The sequence below is a fragment of the Streptomyces sp. NPDC057877 genome (assembly GCF_042796855.1).
Lineage (GTDB): Bacteria > Actinomycetota > Actinomycetes > Streptomycetales > Streptomycetaceae > Streptomyces.
Genome location: NZ_JBHVMS010000011.1, coordinates 251,072 through 267,572, shown reverse-complemented (window position 1 = coordinate 267,572; position 16,501 = coordinate 251,072). Strand labels below are relative to the sequence as shown.

10 protein-coding genes are annotated in these 16,501 nt (G+C 72.5%); 3 read left to right on the top strand and 7 right to left on the bottom strand.

From position 1 onward, the window contains the following. Window positions 1-12: 12 nt before the first annotated feature. The 3 genes from ACFVQG_RS31450 to ACFVQG_RS31440 form a co-directional block, all read right to left on the bottom strand. The gene (locus tag ACFVQG_RS31450) at window positions 13-1,305 is read right to left on the bottom strand and encodes a M50 family metallopeptidase (protein ID WP_383389971.1); all 1,293 of its coding nucleotides are present in this window, start codon (window positions 1,303-1,305) and stop codon (window positions 13-15) included. An 8-nt stretch (window positions 1,306-1,313) separates the two neighbouring features. Continuing rightward, the gene (gene dxr, locus ACFVQG_RS31445) at window positions 1,314-2,570 is read right to left on the bottom strand and encodes a 1-deoxy-D-xylulose-5-phosphate reductoisomerase (RefSeq protein WP_383389832.1); all 1,257 of its coding nucleotides are present in this window, start codon (window positions 2,568-2,570) and stop codon (window positions 1,314-1,316) included. A gap of 179 nt (window positions 2,571-2,749) precedes the next feature. After that, window positions 2,750-4,684, bottom strand: coding sequence for an acyl-CoA dehydrogenase family protein (locus ACFVQG_RS31440; protein WP_383389830.1), 1,935 nt, complete (start codon window positions 4,682-4,684; stop codon window positions 2,750-2,752). A gap of 307 nt (window positions 4,685-4,991) precedes the next feature. Between ACFVQG_RS31440 and ACFVQG_RS31435 the strand changes: the two genes are divergently transcribed. The 3 genes from ACFVQG_RS31435 (at window position 4,992) to ACFVQG_RS31425 (ending at window position 9,396) form a co-directional block, all read left to right on the top strand. After that, entirely contained in the window at window positions 4,992-6,005 is a 1,014-nt protein-coding gene (locus tag ACFVQG_RS31435; RefSeq protein ID WP_383389828.1) for a LacI family DNA-binding transcriptional regulator, read from the top strand. 63 nt (window positions 6,006-6,068) lie between these two features. Continuing rightward, entirely contained in the window at window positions 6,069-8,096 is a 2,028-nt protein-coding gene (locus tag ACFVQG_RS31430; RefSeq protein ID WP_383389826.1) for a TIM-barrel domain-containing protein, read from the top strand. Window positions 8,097-8,169: 73 nt separating this feature from the next. After that, window positions 8,170-9,396 carry a sulfotransferase family protein gene (locus tag ACFVQG_RS31425; protein WP_383389824.1) on the top strand — a complete coding sequence of 409 codons (1,227 nt, stop codon included), beginning with the start codon at window positions 8,170-8,172 and terminating at the stop codon, window positions 9,394-9,396. A 5-nt stretch (window positions 9,397-9,401) separates the two neighbouring features. Here the strand turns inward: ACFVQG_RS31425 and ACFVQG_RS31420 are convergent, their stop codons facing one another. Genes ACFVQG_RS31420 through ACFVQG_RS31405 form a run of 4 tightly spaced genes read right to left on the bottom strand, consistent with a single transcriptional unit; the run spans window position 9,402 to window position 16,459 of the window. Further along, a complete protein-coding gene (locus tag ACFVQG_RS31420; protein WP_383389822.1) occupies window positions 9,402-10,115 on the bottom strand; it encodes a hypothetical protein in 714 nt (237 codons plus the stop codon). Between the two features lie 37 nt (window positions 10,116-10,152). Then, window positions 10,153-12,330 carry a glycoside hydrolase N-terminal domain-containing protein gene (locus ACFVQG_RS31415; RefSeq protein WP_383389820.1) on the bottom strand — a complete coding sequence of 726 codons (2,178 nt, stop codon included), beginning with the start codon at window positions 12,328-12,330 and terminating at the stop codon, window positions 10,153-10,155. Further along, entirely contained in the window at window positions 12,327-14,294 is a 1,968-nt protein-coding gene (locus tag ACFVQG_RS31410; protein ID WP_383389818.1) for a beta-galactosidase, read from the bottom strand. Before ACFVQG_RS31410 ends, ACFVQG_RS31415 begins: the two co-directional genes overlap by 4 nt. Then, entirely contained in the window at window positions 14,294-16,459 is a 2,166-nt protein-coding gene (locus ACFVQG_RS31405) for a 1,4-beta-glucanase (protein ID WP_383389816.1), read from the bottom strand. The genes ACFVQG_RS31410 and ACFVQG_RS31405 overlap by 1 nt, the downstream gene beginning before the upstream one ends. Window positions 16,460-16,501: the final 42 nt, after the last annotated feature.

Sequence of the window (16,501 nt, the reverse complement as noted above, 5' to 3'; positions counted from 1 at the left end):
AACACCGTGTGGCTAGGAGATTCTCACCGGGTTAACCACGTCCGCGATGAGGACCAGGATGGTGAAGCAGACGAAGATCCCGGCGACCACATAGGCGACCGGCATCAGCTTCGCCACGTCGAACGGACCGGGGTCCGGGCGGCGCAGCACCCTGGCGACATTGCGGCGCAGCGACTCCCACAGCGCGCCCGCGATGTGCCCGCCGTCGAGCGGGAGCAGCGGGAGCATGTTGAACAGGAACAGGGAGAGGTTGAACCCGGCGACCAGCATCAGGGCCATGGCCAGCTGCTGGGTGGGCGGGATGTCGAGGGTGAAGATCTCACCGCCGACGCGGGCCGCGCCGACCACGCCCATCGGGGAGTCCGGTTCGCGTTCGGCGCCGTCGAAGGCGGCGTTCCACAGGGCGGGGATCTTGCTGGGGAGGGCGGCGAGGGCGTCGACGGCCTCGCCGACGCGGTCTCCCATCCAGGTCACGGAGTCGCCGAGGTCCTGCTTGACGACGCCGGTGGCGGCGCTGAAGCCGAGGAAGCCCGCGGTGACGAACTCGCCCTCGACGATCTGGCCGTGGGAGTCCTTCTTGGCGACCTGGTTGGTGGCGATGGTCGCCTCCAGGGTCACCTCGCGGCCGTCGCGGTCGACGATGATCGGCACCTGCTCGCCGGGGTTGGCGCGGATCAGGTCGGAGAGTTCGTTCCAGTCGTCGGTGCGGACGCCGTCGAAGGCGACGATCTTGTCCCCCGCCTCGAGGCCCGCGGCGGCGGCCGGGGAGTCGGGGTCGCTGTCCCGGCACTTGTCGCGGTTCTCGGTCTGGGAGATGACGCACTGGGAGACCGAGCCGACGGTGGTGGTCTGCTGGGAGATGCCGAAGCCCATCAGCACGGTGAGGAAGAGCACCACCGCGAGGATCAGGTTCATGAACGGGCCCGCGAACATCACGATGACCCGTTTCCACGGCTTGCGGGTGTAGAAGAGGCGGGTCTCGTCGCCGGGCCGCAGCTCCTCGAAGGCCGCCGAGCGGGCGTCCTCGATCATGCCGCGCCACGGGGAGGTGGAGCGGGCCTCGATCTTGCCGTCGGGGCCGGGCGGGAACATGCCGATCATGCGGATGTAGCCGCCGAGGGGGATGGCCTTGACGCCGTACTCGGTCTCGCCCTTCCTGCGGGACCAGATGGTCGGGCCGAAGCCGACCATGTACTGGGGCACGCGGATGCCGAACATCTTGGCCGTGGACAGATGCCCCAGCTCGTGCCAGGCGATCGAGAACAGCAGGCCGACCGCGAAGACGACTATGCCGAGGATCATCATCAGGGTCGTCATGCACGGGCCTCCGCCGTCAGTGCCGTCAGTTCCCGGGACCGGGTGCGGGCCCAGGTCTCCGCTTCGAGGACGTCCGACACGGTCAGTGAGGTTCCCGTGCGCGGGGTGCCGTGCTCCTCGACCACCCGGGTCACCGTCTCCATGATCCCGTTGAAGGGCAGCGCGCCGCGCCGGAACGCGTCCACGCACTCCTCGTTGGCGGCATTGAACACCGCCGGGGCGGTGCCCGCGAGCGTACCGACGTGTCGGGCGAGGTTCACCGAGGGGAACGCCTCGTTGTCGAGCGGGAAGAACTCCCAGGTCGAGGCGGTGGACCAGTCGAAGGCGGGCGCGGCATCGGGGACGCGCTCCGGCCAGCCCAGGCCGATGGCGATCGGCCCGCCCATGTCGGGGGGCGTCGCCTGGGCGAGGGTGGACCCGTCGGTGTACTCAACCATCGAGTGGACATACGACTGCGGGTGTACGACGACCTCAATGCGATCGAAGGGAATGTCGTACAGCAGGTGCGCCTCGATGACCTCCAGGCCCTTGTTGACGAGGGTCGCGGAGTTGATGGTGATCACCGGGCCCATGGCCCAGGTGGGGTGGGCGAGGGCGTCCTCGACGGTGACGTCCGCCAGCTCGGCCTTGGTGCGCCCTCGGAAGGGGCCGCCGGACGCGGTGACGACCAGCTTGCGGACGTCGGCACGGGTTCCGGCGGCGAGCGCCTGGAAGAGGGCGGCGTGCTCGGAGTCGACCGGGATGATCTGGCCGGGCTTGGCGAGCGCCTTGACCAGGGGGCCACCGACGATGAGCGACTCCTTGTTGGCCAGCGCGAGGGTGCGGCCCGCCTCCAGGGCGGCGAGGGTGGGGGCGAGGCCGATGGAGCCGGTGATGCCGTTGAGGACGGTGTGGCAGTCGGAGGCGGCGAGCTGGGTGGCCGCGTCCGGCCCGGCGAGGATCTCGGGGTACGGCTCCCCCGCCCCGTACTCGGCCCGCAGCGCCTCCCGCAGCGCCGGTACGACGTCCTCCCGGGCGACCGCCACGGTCCGCACCCGCAGCCGGTGCGCCTGCTCGGCGAGGAGGGCGACCCGGCCGCCGTTGGCGGAGAGCCCGGTGACCCGGAACCGGTCCTTGTTGCGCAGCACGAGGTCGATCGCCTGGGTGCCGATCGACCCGGTCGAGCCGAGGATCACCACGTCCTTCGGACCGTCCGCGGTCACCGGGTCATGGACGAGGTGCGGATCGGCGAGGGGAGCTGGACTGTCACTCATGCCCCCCATTGTGGCCGCACGAGCCCCCGGGAAGGACAGCGCGTCCCTCCCCCGGGTGCGCCGCTCACCACCACGCGCTGCACGCGAGCGCCTCACCCCCCTCCAAGGCGTGCCTGTGGGGGTGCGGGCGCCGGGGCGGGTGGCACGAGGACGCACCACGCCCACCCCGGCCCGGCCCCCTACCTGATCGGCCGGTGCACGTTCTCCTTCTCCGACGCCCCCGGCGTGGCCGCCGCGATCCACGGACCGTCGTCCGAGGGGTCGACGACGCCGTGCTCCAGCCACTCGTAGCGGCCCGCGAGGACGGCCTTGACCACCTTGCGGTCGACGTCGTCGGTGTTGGTCCACAGGCGGTTGAAGAGTTCGTCGACGCGGATGCGGGCCTGGCGGCAGAAGACGTCGGCCAGTTGGTAGGCCTCGCGGCCGTGGTCGCCCTGGCTGCGGAGCAGCTCGGCGCGGACGCAGGCGGCGCTCATCGCGAACAGTTCGGCGCCGATGTCCACGACCCGGCCGAGGAAGCCCTGCTTGGTCTCCATGCGGCCCTGCCAGCGGGACATGGCGTAGAAGGTGGAGCGGGCCAGCTTGCGGGCGGTCCGCTCGACGTAGCGGAGGTGTGCGGAGAGGTCGGCCTCCCGCTTGAAGGCGCTGTACGAGCCGGGCAGCTGGCCGGGACCGGCGACCAGTTTCGGCAGCCACTTGGCGTAGAAGACGCCCGCTTGGGCGCCCGCCTTCGCCTTGTCCTGGAGGGACTTGTCGGGGTCGATGAGGTCCCCGGCGACGGAGAGGTGGGCGTCGACCGCCTCGCGGGCGATCAGCAGGTGCATGATCTCGGTGGAGCCCTCGAAGATGCGGTTGATGCGCAGGTCGCGCAGGATCTGCTCGGCGGGCACCGCGCGTTCGCCGCGGGCGGCGAGGGAGGCGGCCGTCTCGAAGCCGCGGCCACCCCGGATCTGGACCAGCTCGTCGGCCATCAGCCAGGCCATCTCGGAGCCGTACAGCTTGGCGAGGGCGGCCTCGATGCGGATGTCGTTGCGGTCCTCGTCGGCCATCTGGGAGGACAGGTCAAGGACGGCCTCCAGGGCGAAGGTGGTGGCCGCGATGAAGGAGATCTTCGAGCCGACCGCCTCGTGCAGCGCGACCGGCTTGCCCCACTGCTCGCGGGCGCCCGACCACTCCCGGGCGATCTTCAGACACCACTTCCCGGCGCCGACGCACATCGCGGGCAGCGAGAGGCGTCCGGTGTTGAGGGTGGTGAGGGCGATCTTGAGGCCCGCGCCCTCGGGGCCGATGCGGTTCGCGGCGGGCACCCGGACCTGGTGGAAGCGGGTGACGCCGTTCTCCAGGCCGCGCAGGCCCATGAAGGCGTTGCGGTTCTCGACCGTGATGCCCTCGGAGGCCGCCTCCACCACGAACGCGGTGATGCCGCCCTTGTGCCCCTCGGACTTCGGCACCCGGGCCATGACGACCAGCAGGTCCGCCACGACACCGTTGGTCGTCCACAGCTTCACGCCGTCGAGGACGTAGTCGTCGCCGTCGGGCACGGCGGCGGTGGCGAGCCGGGCCGGGTCGGAGCCGACGTCCGGCTCGGTGAGCAGGAAGGCGGTGATGTCGGTACGGGCGCAGCGCGGCAGGAAGGTGTCCTTCTGCTCCTGGGTGCCGAACAGCTTCAGCGGTTGCGGCACGCCGATCGACTGATGGGCGCTCAGCAGCGCGCCGATCGCGGGGCTGGCGGAGCCGACCAGGGCGAGGGCCTTGTTGTAGTAGACCTGCGTGAGGCCCAGGCCGCCGTACTTGGTGTCGATCTTCATGCCCAGGGCGCCGAGTTCCTTGAGGCCGCCGATGACCTCGTCGGGGATGCGCGCGTCCCGCTCGATACGGGCCGAGTCGATCTTCGTCTCGCAGAAGTCGCGCAGTTTGGCGAGGAACTCCTCGCCGCGCTGGACGTCCTCGTCGGGCGGCAGTGGGTGGGGGTGGATGAGGTCGAGCCGGAGGCGGCCGAGGAACAGTTCCTTGGCGAAGCTGGGCTTGCGCCACTGCTGTTCCCGGGCCGCCTCCGCCACCTGGCGGGCCTCACGTTCGGTGACGGTGGGTCGGGTGGTGGGAGCTGCGGACATGAGGCTCACCTCGCCGCGAATCGGGATCATGGACCGTAATGGTTACCGACGGGTGCTACCCGATCGTATGTACCCGATCCCGGGCGGGGCCACCACCCTTCGTGCGGCCGTTCGGCCGATGTGGACGGAACACGCGCCCGTGTCCAGCCGTCCGCCTACCGTGAAGGCAACGGTGGAGAGAAAGTCATCGAAGCGCTTCGACAACTATGGACACCCACTCCCACTGAAGCTACTGTCGAACCACCCTCACCGCCCCTAGTCGGCAACGCGCCACAATCGAAGCGCTTCACAAAGCTTGGAGAGCCGGATGGTCACCCTCGCCGAGGTCGCCCAGCACGCCGGAGTCTCGGCGAGCACGGTGAGCTATGTCCTCAGCGGCAAGCGGTCCATCTCCGCGACCACCCGGCTGCGGGTCGAGCAGAGCATCCGGGAGCTGGGCTACCACCCGAACGCCGGTGCCCGCGCCCTGGCCAGCAACAGGTCGAACATCATCGCGCTGATGATCCCGCTGCGCACGGACATGTACGTACCCGTGATGATGGAGATCGCCATCGCGGTCGCCACCACCGCCCGCACCCATGGGTACGACGTCCTGCTGCTCACCGGCGAGGAGGGCCCGGACGCCGTGCGCCGGGTCACCGGCAGCGGGCTCGCCGACGCGATGATCCTGATGGACGTCGAACTCGACGACGAGCGGCTGCCGCTGCTGCGCGCCACCGACGACCCCTCGGTCCTGATCGGCCTGCCCGCCGACACCGCCGGACTGACCTGCGTCGACCTGGACTGGTCGGCGACGGGCGCGCTGTGCGTGACGCACCTGGCCCGGCTCGGGCACCGCGACATCGCGGTCATCGGCGAGGCCCCGGCCGTCTACGAACGCCACACCGGCTTCGCCGAACGCACCCTCGACGGCCTGCGCACCCAGGCGCGCGAGCTGGGGCTGCGGCTGCTGCACCGCCCCTGCGAGGGCGGGTACGACGCGATGGCCGTGACCCTCGCCCGCATCCTCGACGAACGCCCCGGCACCACCGGGTTCGTGGTGCAGAACGAGTCGGCGGTCGAGCCGCTGCTCGCCCTGCTGCGCCAGCAGGGCCGGGCCGTGCCGGAGGACGTCTCCGTCGTCGCGATCTGCCCCGACCAGGTCGCCACCCAGGCCTCGGTGCGGCTGACCTCGGTCGCCATCCCCGCGCAGGAGATGGGCCGCAACGCCGTGGAGCAACTGGTCGCCAAGCTCGACGGCCACGGCGCCGACGACGTCGTGCTGATCGCCCCCGAGCTGACCGTCCGGGCCAGCTCGGGCCCGGCGCCGACCGCCTCCTGACCCGCCCTCACCTCCCCGTACGGCCTCCCGAGCCCACCCCTGCCCGCCCTCAGGAGTACCCACGTGAACCAGCCCAAGGTCAGCCTCGCCCAGTCCTCCCCCACCCTCGGCACGTTCCGCGAGCGGGACGGCGCGCTGGAGTGGAGCGGCCGTCAGGAGACCGTACGCGTCGAGCCCTGGGGCCCGGACGCGGTCCGGGTGCGGGCCCGGCTCGGCGGCCCGCTGCTGGACGGGCTGCCGGGCGCGCTGCTCGCCGAGGCCCCGCCGACCGGGTCCACCGTCAAGACCGAGGACGGCCAGGCCCAGCTCACCGTCGGCGCGCTGACCGTCACGGTCGACGCCGGGGGCCTGGTCCGCTTCCTGCGCACGGACGACGGCACCGAACTCCTCGCCGAGGAGCGCGCCCACTTCTGGTGGCCCGGCCCGCGCCTGTACACGGCCGTCGGCAACGGCCACCACCGCCTGGAGCAGCGGTTCGCCGCCTACGACGACGAGAGGCTGTACGGCCTGGGCCAGCACCAGCACGGGCGCCTCGACCAGAAGGGCCTGGTCGTCGACCTGGTGCAGCGCAACGCCGAGGTCTCCGTCCCGGTGCTCACCTCCAGCCGCGGCTACACCCTGCTGTGGAACAACCCGGCGATCGGCCGCGTGGAGCTGGCCCACAACGGCACCCGCTGGGTGGCGGACTCGGCGCGCCAGATCGACTACTGGATCACCGCGGGCACCCCCGCCGACACCCAGCGCCGCTACAGCGCGGTGACCGGCCGCGCCCCGATGCTGCCGGAGTGGGCGGCGGGCTTCTGGCAGTGCAAGCTGCGCTACCGCACCCAGGACGAACTGCTCGCCGTGGCCCGCGAGTACAAGCGGCGCGGGCTGCCGATCTCCGCGATCGTCTGCGACTTCTTCCACTGGACCCACCTGGGTGAGTGGAGGTTCGACCCGAAGGAGTGGCCCGACCCGGCGGCGATGGTCCGTGAGCTGGACGAGCTGGGCATCAAGCTCGTCGTCTCGGTCTGGCCGTCCGTCTCCCCGCTCTCCGAGAACCACCCGGTGATGGAACAGCGCGGCTACTTCATCGGCACCCAGTACGGCCCCCTGGCCCACGCCGACTGGCCGGACAAGGAGGTGGCGTCCACGGTGCAGGTGGCCTTCTACGACGCCACCAACCCGGAGGCCCGCGCGTTCGTGTGGTCGAAGGTGAAGGAGAACTACCTCGACCCGTACGGCATCACCGCCTTCTGGCTGGACGCCTGCGAACCGGAGCTGAAGCCGGGCTTCCCGGAGAACCTGCGCTACTGGGCGGGCCCCGGCCTGGAGGTCGGCAACCTCTACCCGGCCGACAACGCCCGCACCTTCGACGAGGGCCTGCGCGCGGCGGGCGTCGACGAGGTGATCACCCTCAACCGCTCGGCGTGGGCGGGCAGTCAGCGCCACGGCGCCGCGCTGTGGTCCGGCGACATCGGCACCGACTTCGCCACCCTGCGCCGCCAGATCGCCGCCGGTCTGAACACCGCCCTGTCCGGCATCCCCTGGTGGAACACGGACATCGGCGGCTTCCACGGCGGCGACCCGGACGACGCGTCGTACCGCGAAGTGCTGGTCCGCTGGTTCCAGTTCGGCGCGCTGTCCCCGCTGATGCGCCTGCACGGCTTCCGCGACCCGGGCATGCCGCTGGGCCCGGAGATGACGGGCGGCCCGAACGAGGTGTGGTCGTACGGGGAGGAGGCGTACCCGGTCCTGGAGAAGTACCTGCGCCTGCGCGAACGCCTCAGGCCCTACGTCCTGGAGGTCATGCGGGAGGCCCACGAGCAGGGGCTCCCGGTCATGCGCCCGCTGTTCCTGGAGTTCCCGGACGACCCGGCCGCCTGGCAGGTGGACGACGCCTACCTCCTCGGCCCCGACCTGCTGGTGGCCCCGGTCCTGACGGCGGGCGCGACGGCCCGGACGGCCTACCTCCCGGCGGGGGCCCGCTGGACGGACGCGTGGACCGGTGCGACGTACGAGGGCGGCGAGACGGTCACGGTCGAGGCGCCGCTGGACCGCATCCCGCTGTTCCTGCGGGACGGGGCACGGCTGCCGGTGGCGGAGTAGCCACCGGGTGGGGCGGCACAACTCGCCTGTCAGTGGCGCCCGTTAAGGTCGTCAGGTGGAAAGGAGCCGCCCCGTGACCACCGTCTCGCGCCCCCTCGCCCTGGCCAATGTGCTGGCGAGGCCGATGTCCCGGTCCCGCCGGGACCCCGACCAGGTCTTCGACCGGCTGCTCGCGGAGGCCGGGCGGGCGGTGCGGAAGGAGTCCGGGCGGACCCTGGGCGACGACCTGGGCGGGGACGAGGAGTTCGCCGACGGGTTCCGGCTGCTGCTGCGGCACTGGGCCGCGGCCGAGGACCTCACCCCCGTCGGCTGGCAGTCCGCGCAGGTGCACGTGCGCAGGCACCTCACCAACCGGGCCCGCATCCGGCGGCTGACCGCCGAGCACCCGGCGATCGAGCGGGAGCCGATCGAGCGGCCGGTGTTCGTGGTGGGCCTGCCGCGCACCGCGACGACGCTCACCCACGGCCTGCTGTCGCTGGCGGACGGACACCGCAGCCCACTGCTGTGGGAGCTGCTCACCCCGGCCCTGCACACCACGCCGGTGCAGCAGCGCAGGGCGATCGCGGCGGCCCGCCGGATGGTGCGGGGCACGGACCTGTTCGTACCGCGCTTCCGGGACATCCACCCGATGGTCGCCGAGGGCCCCGAGGAATGCACCTTCGCCCTGCCGCACGCCCTGATGCCGCTGTCCCAGGCCCGCATACCGGCGTACCAGGAATGGCACTGCGGGCGGGACTTCACCGACGACTACCGGCATCTGAAGCGGGTGTTCCAGGTGCTCCAGTACGGGCGTCCGCGCCGCCGCTGGATCCTGAAGTCGCCGATGCACCTGGAGAACCTGGACGCGCTGCGCACGGTCTTCCCGGACGCGACGATCGTGTGGACGCACCGCGACCCGGTCACCGTCGTGGCGTCGTTCTGTTCGCTGATCGAGCACGGCATGGCCGTCAGCACCCACCCCGTGGACCCGCACGGCATCGGCGCCACCTGGCTGGAGCTGCTGGGCCGGGCGATGCGCCGGGCCCTGGACGCCCGGGCCGCGATACCCCCGGAGCAGCTGGTGGACGTGCCGTACTCCTGGCTGGGCACCGACCCGGCCGCGGGCGCCCCGAAGCTGTACGCCGCCGTCGGCGCCCGCTGGACGGACGCGGACGCCGCGCGGCTGCCGGAGGTCGCGGCGCGCCCCAGGGGCTCGCGACCGCACCGGTACGAGCTGACCCGGTACGGCCTCGACCGCGCCGGGGTCGAGTCGGTGTTCGCCGACTACAACGCCCTGCGGGCCGAGGTCGAGCGGGCCTGAGCGGCTCAGCCGCCGCTGACCGTCAGGTTGTTGGTGACGAAGTCCAGGCCGCCCGACGACGAGGTGATCTCGTAGCCGAACTGGACGTCACCGATGGTCTCGTTGCCCATCCAGCCCTTGGTGTCCTTGATCCACTTCAGGACCGGCAGGATGTTGACCGTGCCGGAGGTGGAGTCCGAGGTGCGCAGGAACGAGAACACCTCGTTGTGGCCGTTGCTGCCCTTGTACACGTTCCAGGTGTGGCCGCCCAGGCTGACGCTGCCCTGCGAGGTGCCGAGCGGGCCGACCGCGCCGTGGTAGTTGACCCACAGCATGATCTCGTAGTCGTAGTCCGTGTCCCAGATGTCGTACGAGGTGTTGTACGCGCCCGCCGCCGGGACCGTGACGTTGTAGCTGCTGGTGAGGGACGTGATGGAGGTGATGGGCTTGTTGATCACCTTCTTGGAGTTCGGGTAGGACTTGATGCCGCCGGTGTTGGGGTGGTTGGCCCACACGCCCCAGTTGATCCCGGAGTTGGCCCAGACGCACTGGCTGCCCGCGCCGGAGCCCCAGATGTTGTTGTAGAGGGTGTAGCCGTTCAGGCTGGTGTTGCCCCACTGGTCGCAGCTGTTCCAGATCGCGGCGTGCGCGGGGGCGGAGGCGAGGCCGACGGTGGCGCCGAGGGCGAGCGCCGGGGCCAGCAGGGCCTTGGTGACCTTGCTCAGGGTGCTGGTTGCCATGGTGTCCCTTCCATGGGTGGGGGGATGGTGCGGGGGGTTACCACGCCCCGAGAGTGAGGACGCGGTCCTCCCCGGCGACGAGGTCGAGCGGCTCGGCGCCGGAGGAAGTCCTGAGTTCGACGCGGTGGGTGCGGTCGGGCCGTACGACCGCCGTGGCGCCGTCCGGGCGCCAGGTGAGGTCGACCCCCGCGCCGAACCGGGTGCGGATCCCGCGTACCGCCCCGCGCGGGCACGGTGGCGCGGGCAGCAGCACCAGCCGGTCCGGGGTCGACTGGACCAGCCCCTCGATCAGTACGGCCGGGAGCGTGTGGGCGGCGTCCGCGTTGTAGACGTCGCGGTGGGGGTAGTGGGCGCTCATCAGGGAGGTGTGGAAGAAGTCGCCCTCCAGGACGCGGGCGAGCGCGGCGGTCACCCGGTCGCGGTCGCGGAGCCGGGCCGCGATCAGGGCGTGGTGCAGGTGGCCGTGCGCGGAGTCGTTCTCGGGGCCGCGCAGGGCGAGGGCACGGTGGGCGGCGGTGGCGAGGTCCGGGGTGTCGTAGGGGTTGATCTCGTCCAGCGGCCAGACGCCGTAGAGGTGGCTGAGGTGGCGGTGGTCGTAGGAGTCGTCGAGGCCGGGCCACGCCCACTCCGCGAGGGCGCCGTCCTCGTTGACCCGGTGCGGGGGGAGGCGGTCGGCGAGGGCCAGCCAGCGGTCGGCGTGCCCGGGGTGGTACGCGGCGGCGGTGCGCAGGGCGTGCCGCGCGGCGGACAGGTCCATCGCCGCGTTGACCGTGCCCCAACTGGCGTTCGCCGGGCGGTTCTCGGGCGAGTAGGAGGGGACGACGACGAGACGGCCGTCGCGGTCGGCGCGGGTGAGGAAGTCCTCGTAGAAGTGCGCGACCTCGGCGAGCGCGGCGGCGGTGCGCGGGTCGCGTTCGCCCTGGGTCTCGTCGTGGTCGACGAGCGGCTTGAGCAGCCAGTCGGCGCCCGCGGTCCACAGGTGCAGCGGGTACTCCCGGCTGAAGTGGTACGAGTGTCCTGACTCGCCGTCGCTGTGCCCGGGGGCGACGACGCCCCGGGTGCCGAAGACCTCACGGGCGTTGTCCCGCCAGTCCGGCAGCTGGCGCTGGACGAGCGCGGCGTGTGCCTCGGTCACCTCGGGGAGGTGGGCCGCGGCGGCGGAGGCGGTCTGGAGGTTGAGGTTGGCGTCGTAGGTGAAGGCGCCGGACCACGCCGTGTTCCACTCGCCGGTCCACAGGCCGGTCAGCCGGGGCGGGTTCAGGCCGCTGGCGGAGAGCAGGTGGTAGCGCCCGGCGGCGAAGAGGCGTTCGAGGAGGGCCGGGCTCTGCGGGCGCTTGAGCAGCTCGGAGCCGGGCAGGGCGCGTTCGGCCGGGTCGGCGGCGAGGTCCAGGGTGACGCGGGTGTAGGCGGTGCGGTGCGCGGTCAGGTGCCGGGCGAGGAGGTCGTCGTACGACGCCGACAGCTCACGCAGGGCGCGGGTCTCGGCGACCACGTCCAGCTCGCCGGTGTGCCGGCGCACCCGGGTGAGCAGCAGCACCGACTCGGCGCCGGTGACGCGCACACCGGGCGGCGTGAGGCTGGTCCGGCCGCCGGTGACCCGGGCGAGGGTGACGCCGGTGTAGGCGAGGCCGCTGTCCGGGTACCCGGCACGCAGGCTCAGGACGGCACCCTCGGGGGTGCGCAGGACCCCGCTTCCGACGCTCAACGCCAGGGGCGCACCGCTGAGATGGTGGTCCAGCCGGACACGGACGGCCAGTCCGGGTCCCGCCACCTCCTGGACGATCACGTCGTCCGCGCGGGAGACGAAGACCCGGCTGCTCCAGTCCCCGGTGCGGGCGGTCACCTCGCCGGTGGTGAAGTCGACGGCCCGGCGGTAGTCGCGGGGCTCCTCGTCGGACCGGTCAAGGCGGATCTGGAAGGCGGGGTGGAAGGCCCGCACCCACTGCAGGTCCCGCCCGTCCGTGAACTCCTCGGCGGCCCTCGCGTCCCCGGCCAGCAACCGGTGTCGCAGGGCGGGGAGTCGGGCGGCGAGGCGCGGTGGGCGCGGATGCGCGCCGTTCGGGCGTACGAGGCTGTGATGCGTGACGATGACACGGTCAGCGTTCGGGTCACCGAACACGAGGGCGCCATGGTGGCCGTTGCCGCTCAGGAAGGCGTCCTCCCAGCGGGCGGCGGGGTGCGGCTCCCAGGTGCCGTGCACGGGTGCGGAGGTCATGGGGTCAGCACCGCCACTCCGAAGCGTCCGAGCCGGACCTCGTCCCGGACGACGGCGCCCGTCAGCAGGTCCCGGTGGACACCGGGCACGGCGACGGTGACCGGCTCCCGCCCGTGGTGGAGGACGAACAGCACCTCACCCCGCCGTACCGCCTCCACGCCCGCGGGCAGCCCGTCGAGCACGGGCCGCACCCCCGCCCGCGCGGCGATCCGCCCGAGCAGCGCCCGCAGCGCGGCGGGCTCGGGCAGGGTGGAGACGTACCAGGCCCGCCCCTGGCGCAGCACGGCGGGCAGCCCGTCCAGCTCGCCGCCGAGGTAGTCGATGCGCTCGTCGAGGTCATCGACGGGCTCGATCTCCTCCGACCACAGGGTGCCGTCGAAGCCGTCGCACCCGACGGTCTCCCCCTCGTCCAGCGGCCACCACTCGTGCAACGTGCGGATGCCGAACAGCTCGCGCAGCCGGGCGTCGACGCCACCGGGCCGTATCCGGTCGTCCTCGTCGGCGACCCCGGTGAGGAAACCGCAGACGAGGGTGCCGCCGCCGTCGACATAGGCGCGGAGGTTGTCGATGGCGGCGTCCGTGAGGAGGTAGAGCTGCGGTACGACGACCAGCTTCCGCCCGGACAGATCGTGCTCGGGGTGCGCGAAGTCGGTGGTGATCCCCTCCTCCCAGAGCGCCCGGTGCCAGGCGGTCAGCAGGGTCGGCTGGTCGGCCCGGCGGGAGAGACGGCCGTCCTGCTCGGCGGCCCACCAGGCGTGCCAGTCGTGCAGGACGGCGACCTCGGCGGTGACGTCCCGGCCCGCGACCTCGCCGCCGATCCGCGCCAGCTCGGCACCGAGCTGTCTGACCTCCTGGTACGTCCGGCCCCGCTCCCCCGCGTGGCTGACCATCCCGGAGTGGAACTTCTCCGCGCCCTGCCGGGACTGCCGCCACTGGAAGTAGCAGACGGCGTCGGCGCCCCGGGCCACGGCCTGCAGGGACCACAGCCGGTTCAGGCCGCGTGGCCTGGGGTGGTTCACGCCCCGCCAGTTGACCGCTCCGGCCGCCTGCTCCATCAGCATCCACGGGCCCCCGGCCTGGGACCGGGTGAGGTCCTGCACCAGGGCGCCGTGCTGGGCGCCGAGCGGATCGCGCGGGTCGGGGTAGAGGTCGACGGAGACGACGTCCTCCTCCTCGGCCCAGCGCCAGGCGTCCTGGCCGAAGAACAGCGGCATGAAGTTGGTGGTGACCGGCAGGTGCGGGGTGTGCCGACGGACGATGTCCCGTTCGGCGGTGAAGCACTCCAGGAGCATGTCGGAGGTGAAGCGCCGGAAGTCGAGCACCTGGGCGGGGTTCTTCAGGTAGTGGGTGTGCCGGGCGGGCAGCACCTCGGTCCAGTCGTCGTAGCCCTGGCTCCAGAAGGCCGTTCCCCAGGCCGTGTTGAGGGCGTCGATGGTCCGGTACTTCGCCCGCAGCCAGCCGCGGAAGCGGGCGGCGGCCTCGTCGCCGTGGTCGGCCGTGCAGTACTCGTTGTTGATGTGCCACAGGGTGAGGGCGGGGTGGCCCGCGTAACGGGCGGCCAGGTCCTCGGTGATGGCGGCGGCGTACCGGCGGTAGACGGCGCTGGAGTGCGAGAAGTGCTGGCGCCCGCCCCACCACTCCACGCGGCCGTCGGCGTCCCGGGGCAGCGTCTCCGGGTGCAGCCGTCCGAGCCACGGCGGGGGCGAGGCGGTGGGCGTGGCGAGGACGACCCCGATGCCGTGCGCGTGCAGCAGGTCCATCAGCCGGTCCAGCCAGCCGAACTCCCGTGCCCCCGGCCGGGGTTCGAGGCGGGCCCAGGAGAACACGCCTACGGTGACGGAGTTGACCCCGGCGTCCTTCATCAGCCGGACGTCCTCCGGCCAGGTCTCCTCGGGCCACTGCTCGGGGTTGTAGTCCCCGCCGAAGAGGATGCGGCCACGGGTGGTGTCGCCGAGCGCGGGCATCAGACCGGCTCCCCGTACTGGATGCCGCGCCCGTTGGTGCCGAGGTAGACCCGGCCGTAGACGCGCGGATCACCGGTGATGACCTCGCCGGTCCACCCCCACTGGTGCCGGTCGTCGTTGATCCGCGTCCAGCTGAGCCCCTCGTCGTCGGAGCGCAGCACGGCGGTGACGGCGTCGGTGGCGCCCACCTGGTAGACGGCCGGGTAGTCGCCGAGTCCCTTGCCGAAGCCGAGGGTGTACGACGCCCGGCAGCTGTCGGCCTTGGCGAAGGCGCCCCCGCCGTCGACCGACCGGTACAGCCCGTTCCCTTTCGTGCTGAGCCACAGGTCGCCGACTCGCCCGGGCGCCGCCACCACCTTGAACTGGCTGTCCCCGGCGGGCAGCCCGGCGGCCCCCGCGGCGAAGGTGCGCCCGCCGTCCGTGCTGGCGTACAGCGTCCCGGCGTCGGTGTCGTAGGCGTAGAAGCGCGCCGGATCGACCGGGTCGGCGACGGGTGTGGCGCCCTTGGGGAAGGACGGCACCTCCGCCCAGGTCACGCCGTTGTCGTCGCTGCGGTGGGCGGCGTACTTCGTGCCGTCCCAGTGCACGAAGGTCCACAGCAGCACGGCCCCGTCGGCGCTGACGGCGATCGGGCCCGGGGCGTCCCTGGCGAGGGCGGGCTGCGCGGCGAAGGGCGCCCAGGTCCGCCCGCCGTCACGCGAGTACGCGCCGTTCCCGCCGTCACCCCAGCCCGTGCGCACGACGTACGACGGCTCGGCGGCGGCCTGCGCGAGCCCGGTGGCGGTGCCGAAGACGGGGTTGGCGGCCATGCCCTGGGCCGGGGACGACGTCAGGCTCTCGTGGTACATGACCCCGATGTCCCCGAGCCCGCTGAGCAGGTGGGCGCGACCGGTCGGCGGTGAGACCAGCTGCCGCACGGACGCTTCCTCCAGCCCCCGGATCCACGGGGCCCAGTGCACGAGGTCCCGGGTGCCGTAGAGGGTGGCGCCGGTGCCGTACACGAGGTGCTTCGAGTCGTACGGGTCCAGGGCGAGCGCCTGGATCCACCAGCCGAACTTGGGCGCGTCGCCGCCCCACTTGAGGTACGGCGTCTCGGAGACGTCGAGGACGGCCGATTCCTTCAGGGACGTCCAGGTGCGACCGCCGTCGGTGGAGCGGTACAGGGTGTCGACGGCCGCCCAGCGGTTGTTGGTGGAGACGACCACCGTGCCGGGGCGCCGGGCGTCGACGGCCACTCCGCCGTACCCGAAGGTGTCGCCCTCGCCGGGTGCGGCCGGGGTGACCTCGGTCCACTGGTCGCGGGCGGTGTCGAGCCGGTGCACGCTGCCGTCGGACTGGCCGTTGGGGCCGGGGGCGTCGGCGTAGGTGACGTAGAGGGCGCGGGTGTGGCGGTCGTGGGCGGCGCGGACGGGGACCCTGGCGGCGGTGCCGGTGGGCTGCCCGGGGACGGGCGTCCAGGTGGTGCCGTCGAGGGTGCGGTAGAGGTGGGGGGCGCCGTCGCCCCACCCGGCGTACACGGTCCGTCCGGCGGCGACGAGGAGGGTGACGCCCTGGCCGGGGTCACCGGGGGTGGGCGGGAAGCCGGTGGCGGGGGCCCAGGTGGCGCCGCGGTCCGTCGACTTCAGCAGGCCGTCGTGGCGGGTGCCGAGCCAGAGGGTGTCGCTGTCGCGCGGGTCGACGAGCAGCCGCTCGCCGGTGCCGCGTCCGTCCTCGTTGGCCCCGAGCTTCACGGTCAGGTCGGTCCGGGTCCAGGTCGCTCCCCGGTCCTCGGAGCGCAGGACGGCGCCGTTCCCGGCCCAGGGCTGGGCGTAGGTGCCGACCGCGAGATACAGCCGGTCGGGGTGGGCGGAGTCGACCGCCATCGCCTCCACGCCGAGCAGGTTCCAGTCGTCCCACCCGATGTGGTCGGTCAGCGGTGTCCAGCGCGCTCGCCGGTCGTCCCACCGGTAGGCGCCGCCGATGTCGGTACGGGCGTACGCGAGCCCGCGTACGGAGGGGTGGAACAGCACGCCGGTGATGAATCCGGTGCCGCCGATGGCGACGTTGCGCCAGCGGTAACCGCCCTCGGCCCGCGCGGCGTGCGCCGGTGCGGCTCCGAGGAGCGGCAGGGCGGAGACGGCGGCGGCTCCGGCAAGGACGGTTCGCCGACCGGGGTCGTAGGACATGGGCATGACACACCTCGTCTTGAAGAATGGGAGAGTTCGAAC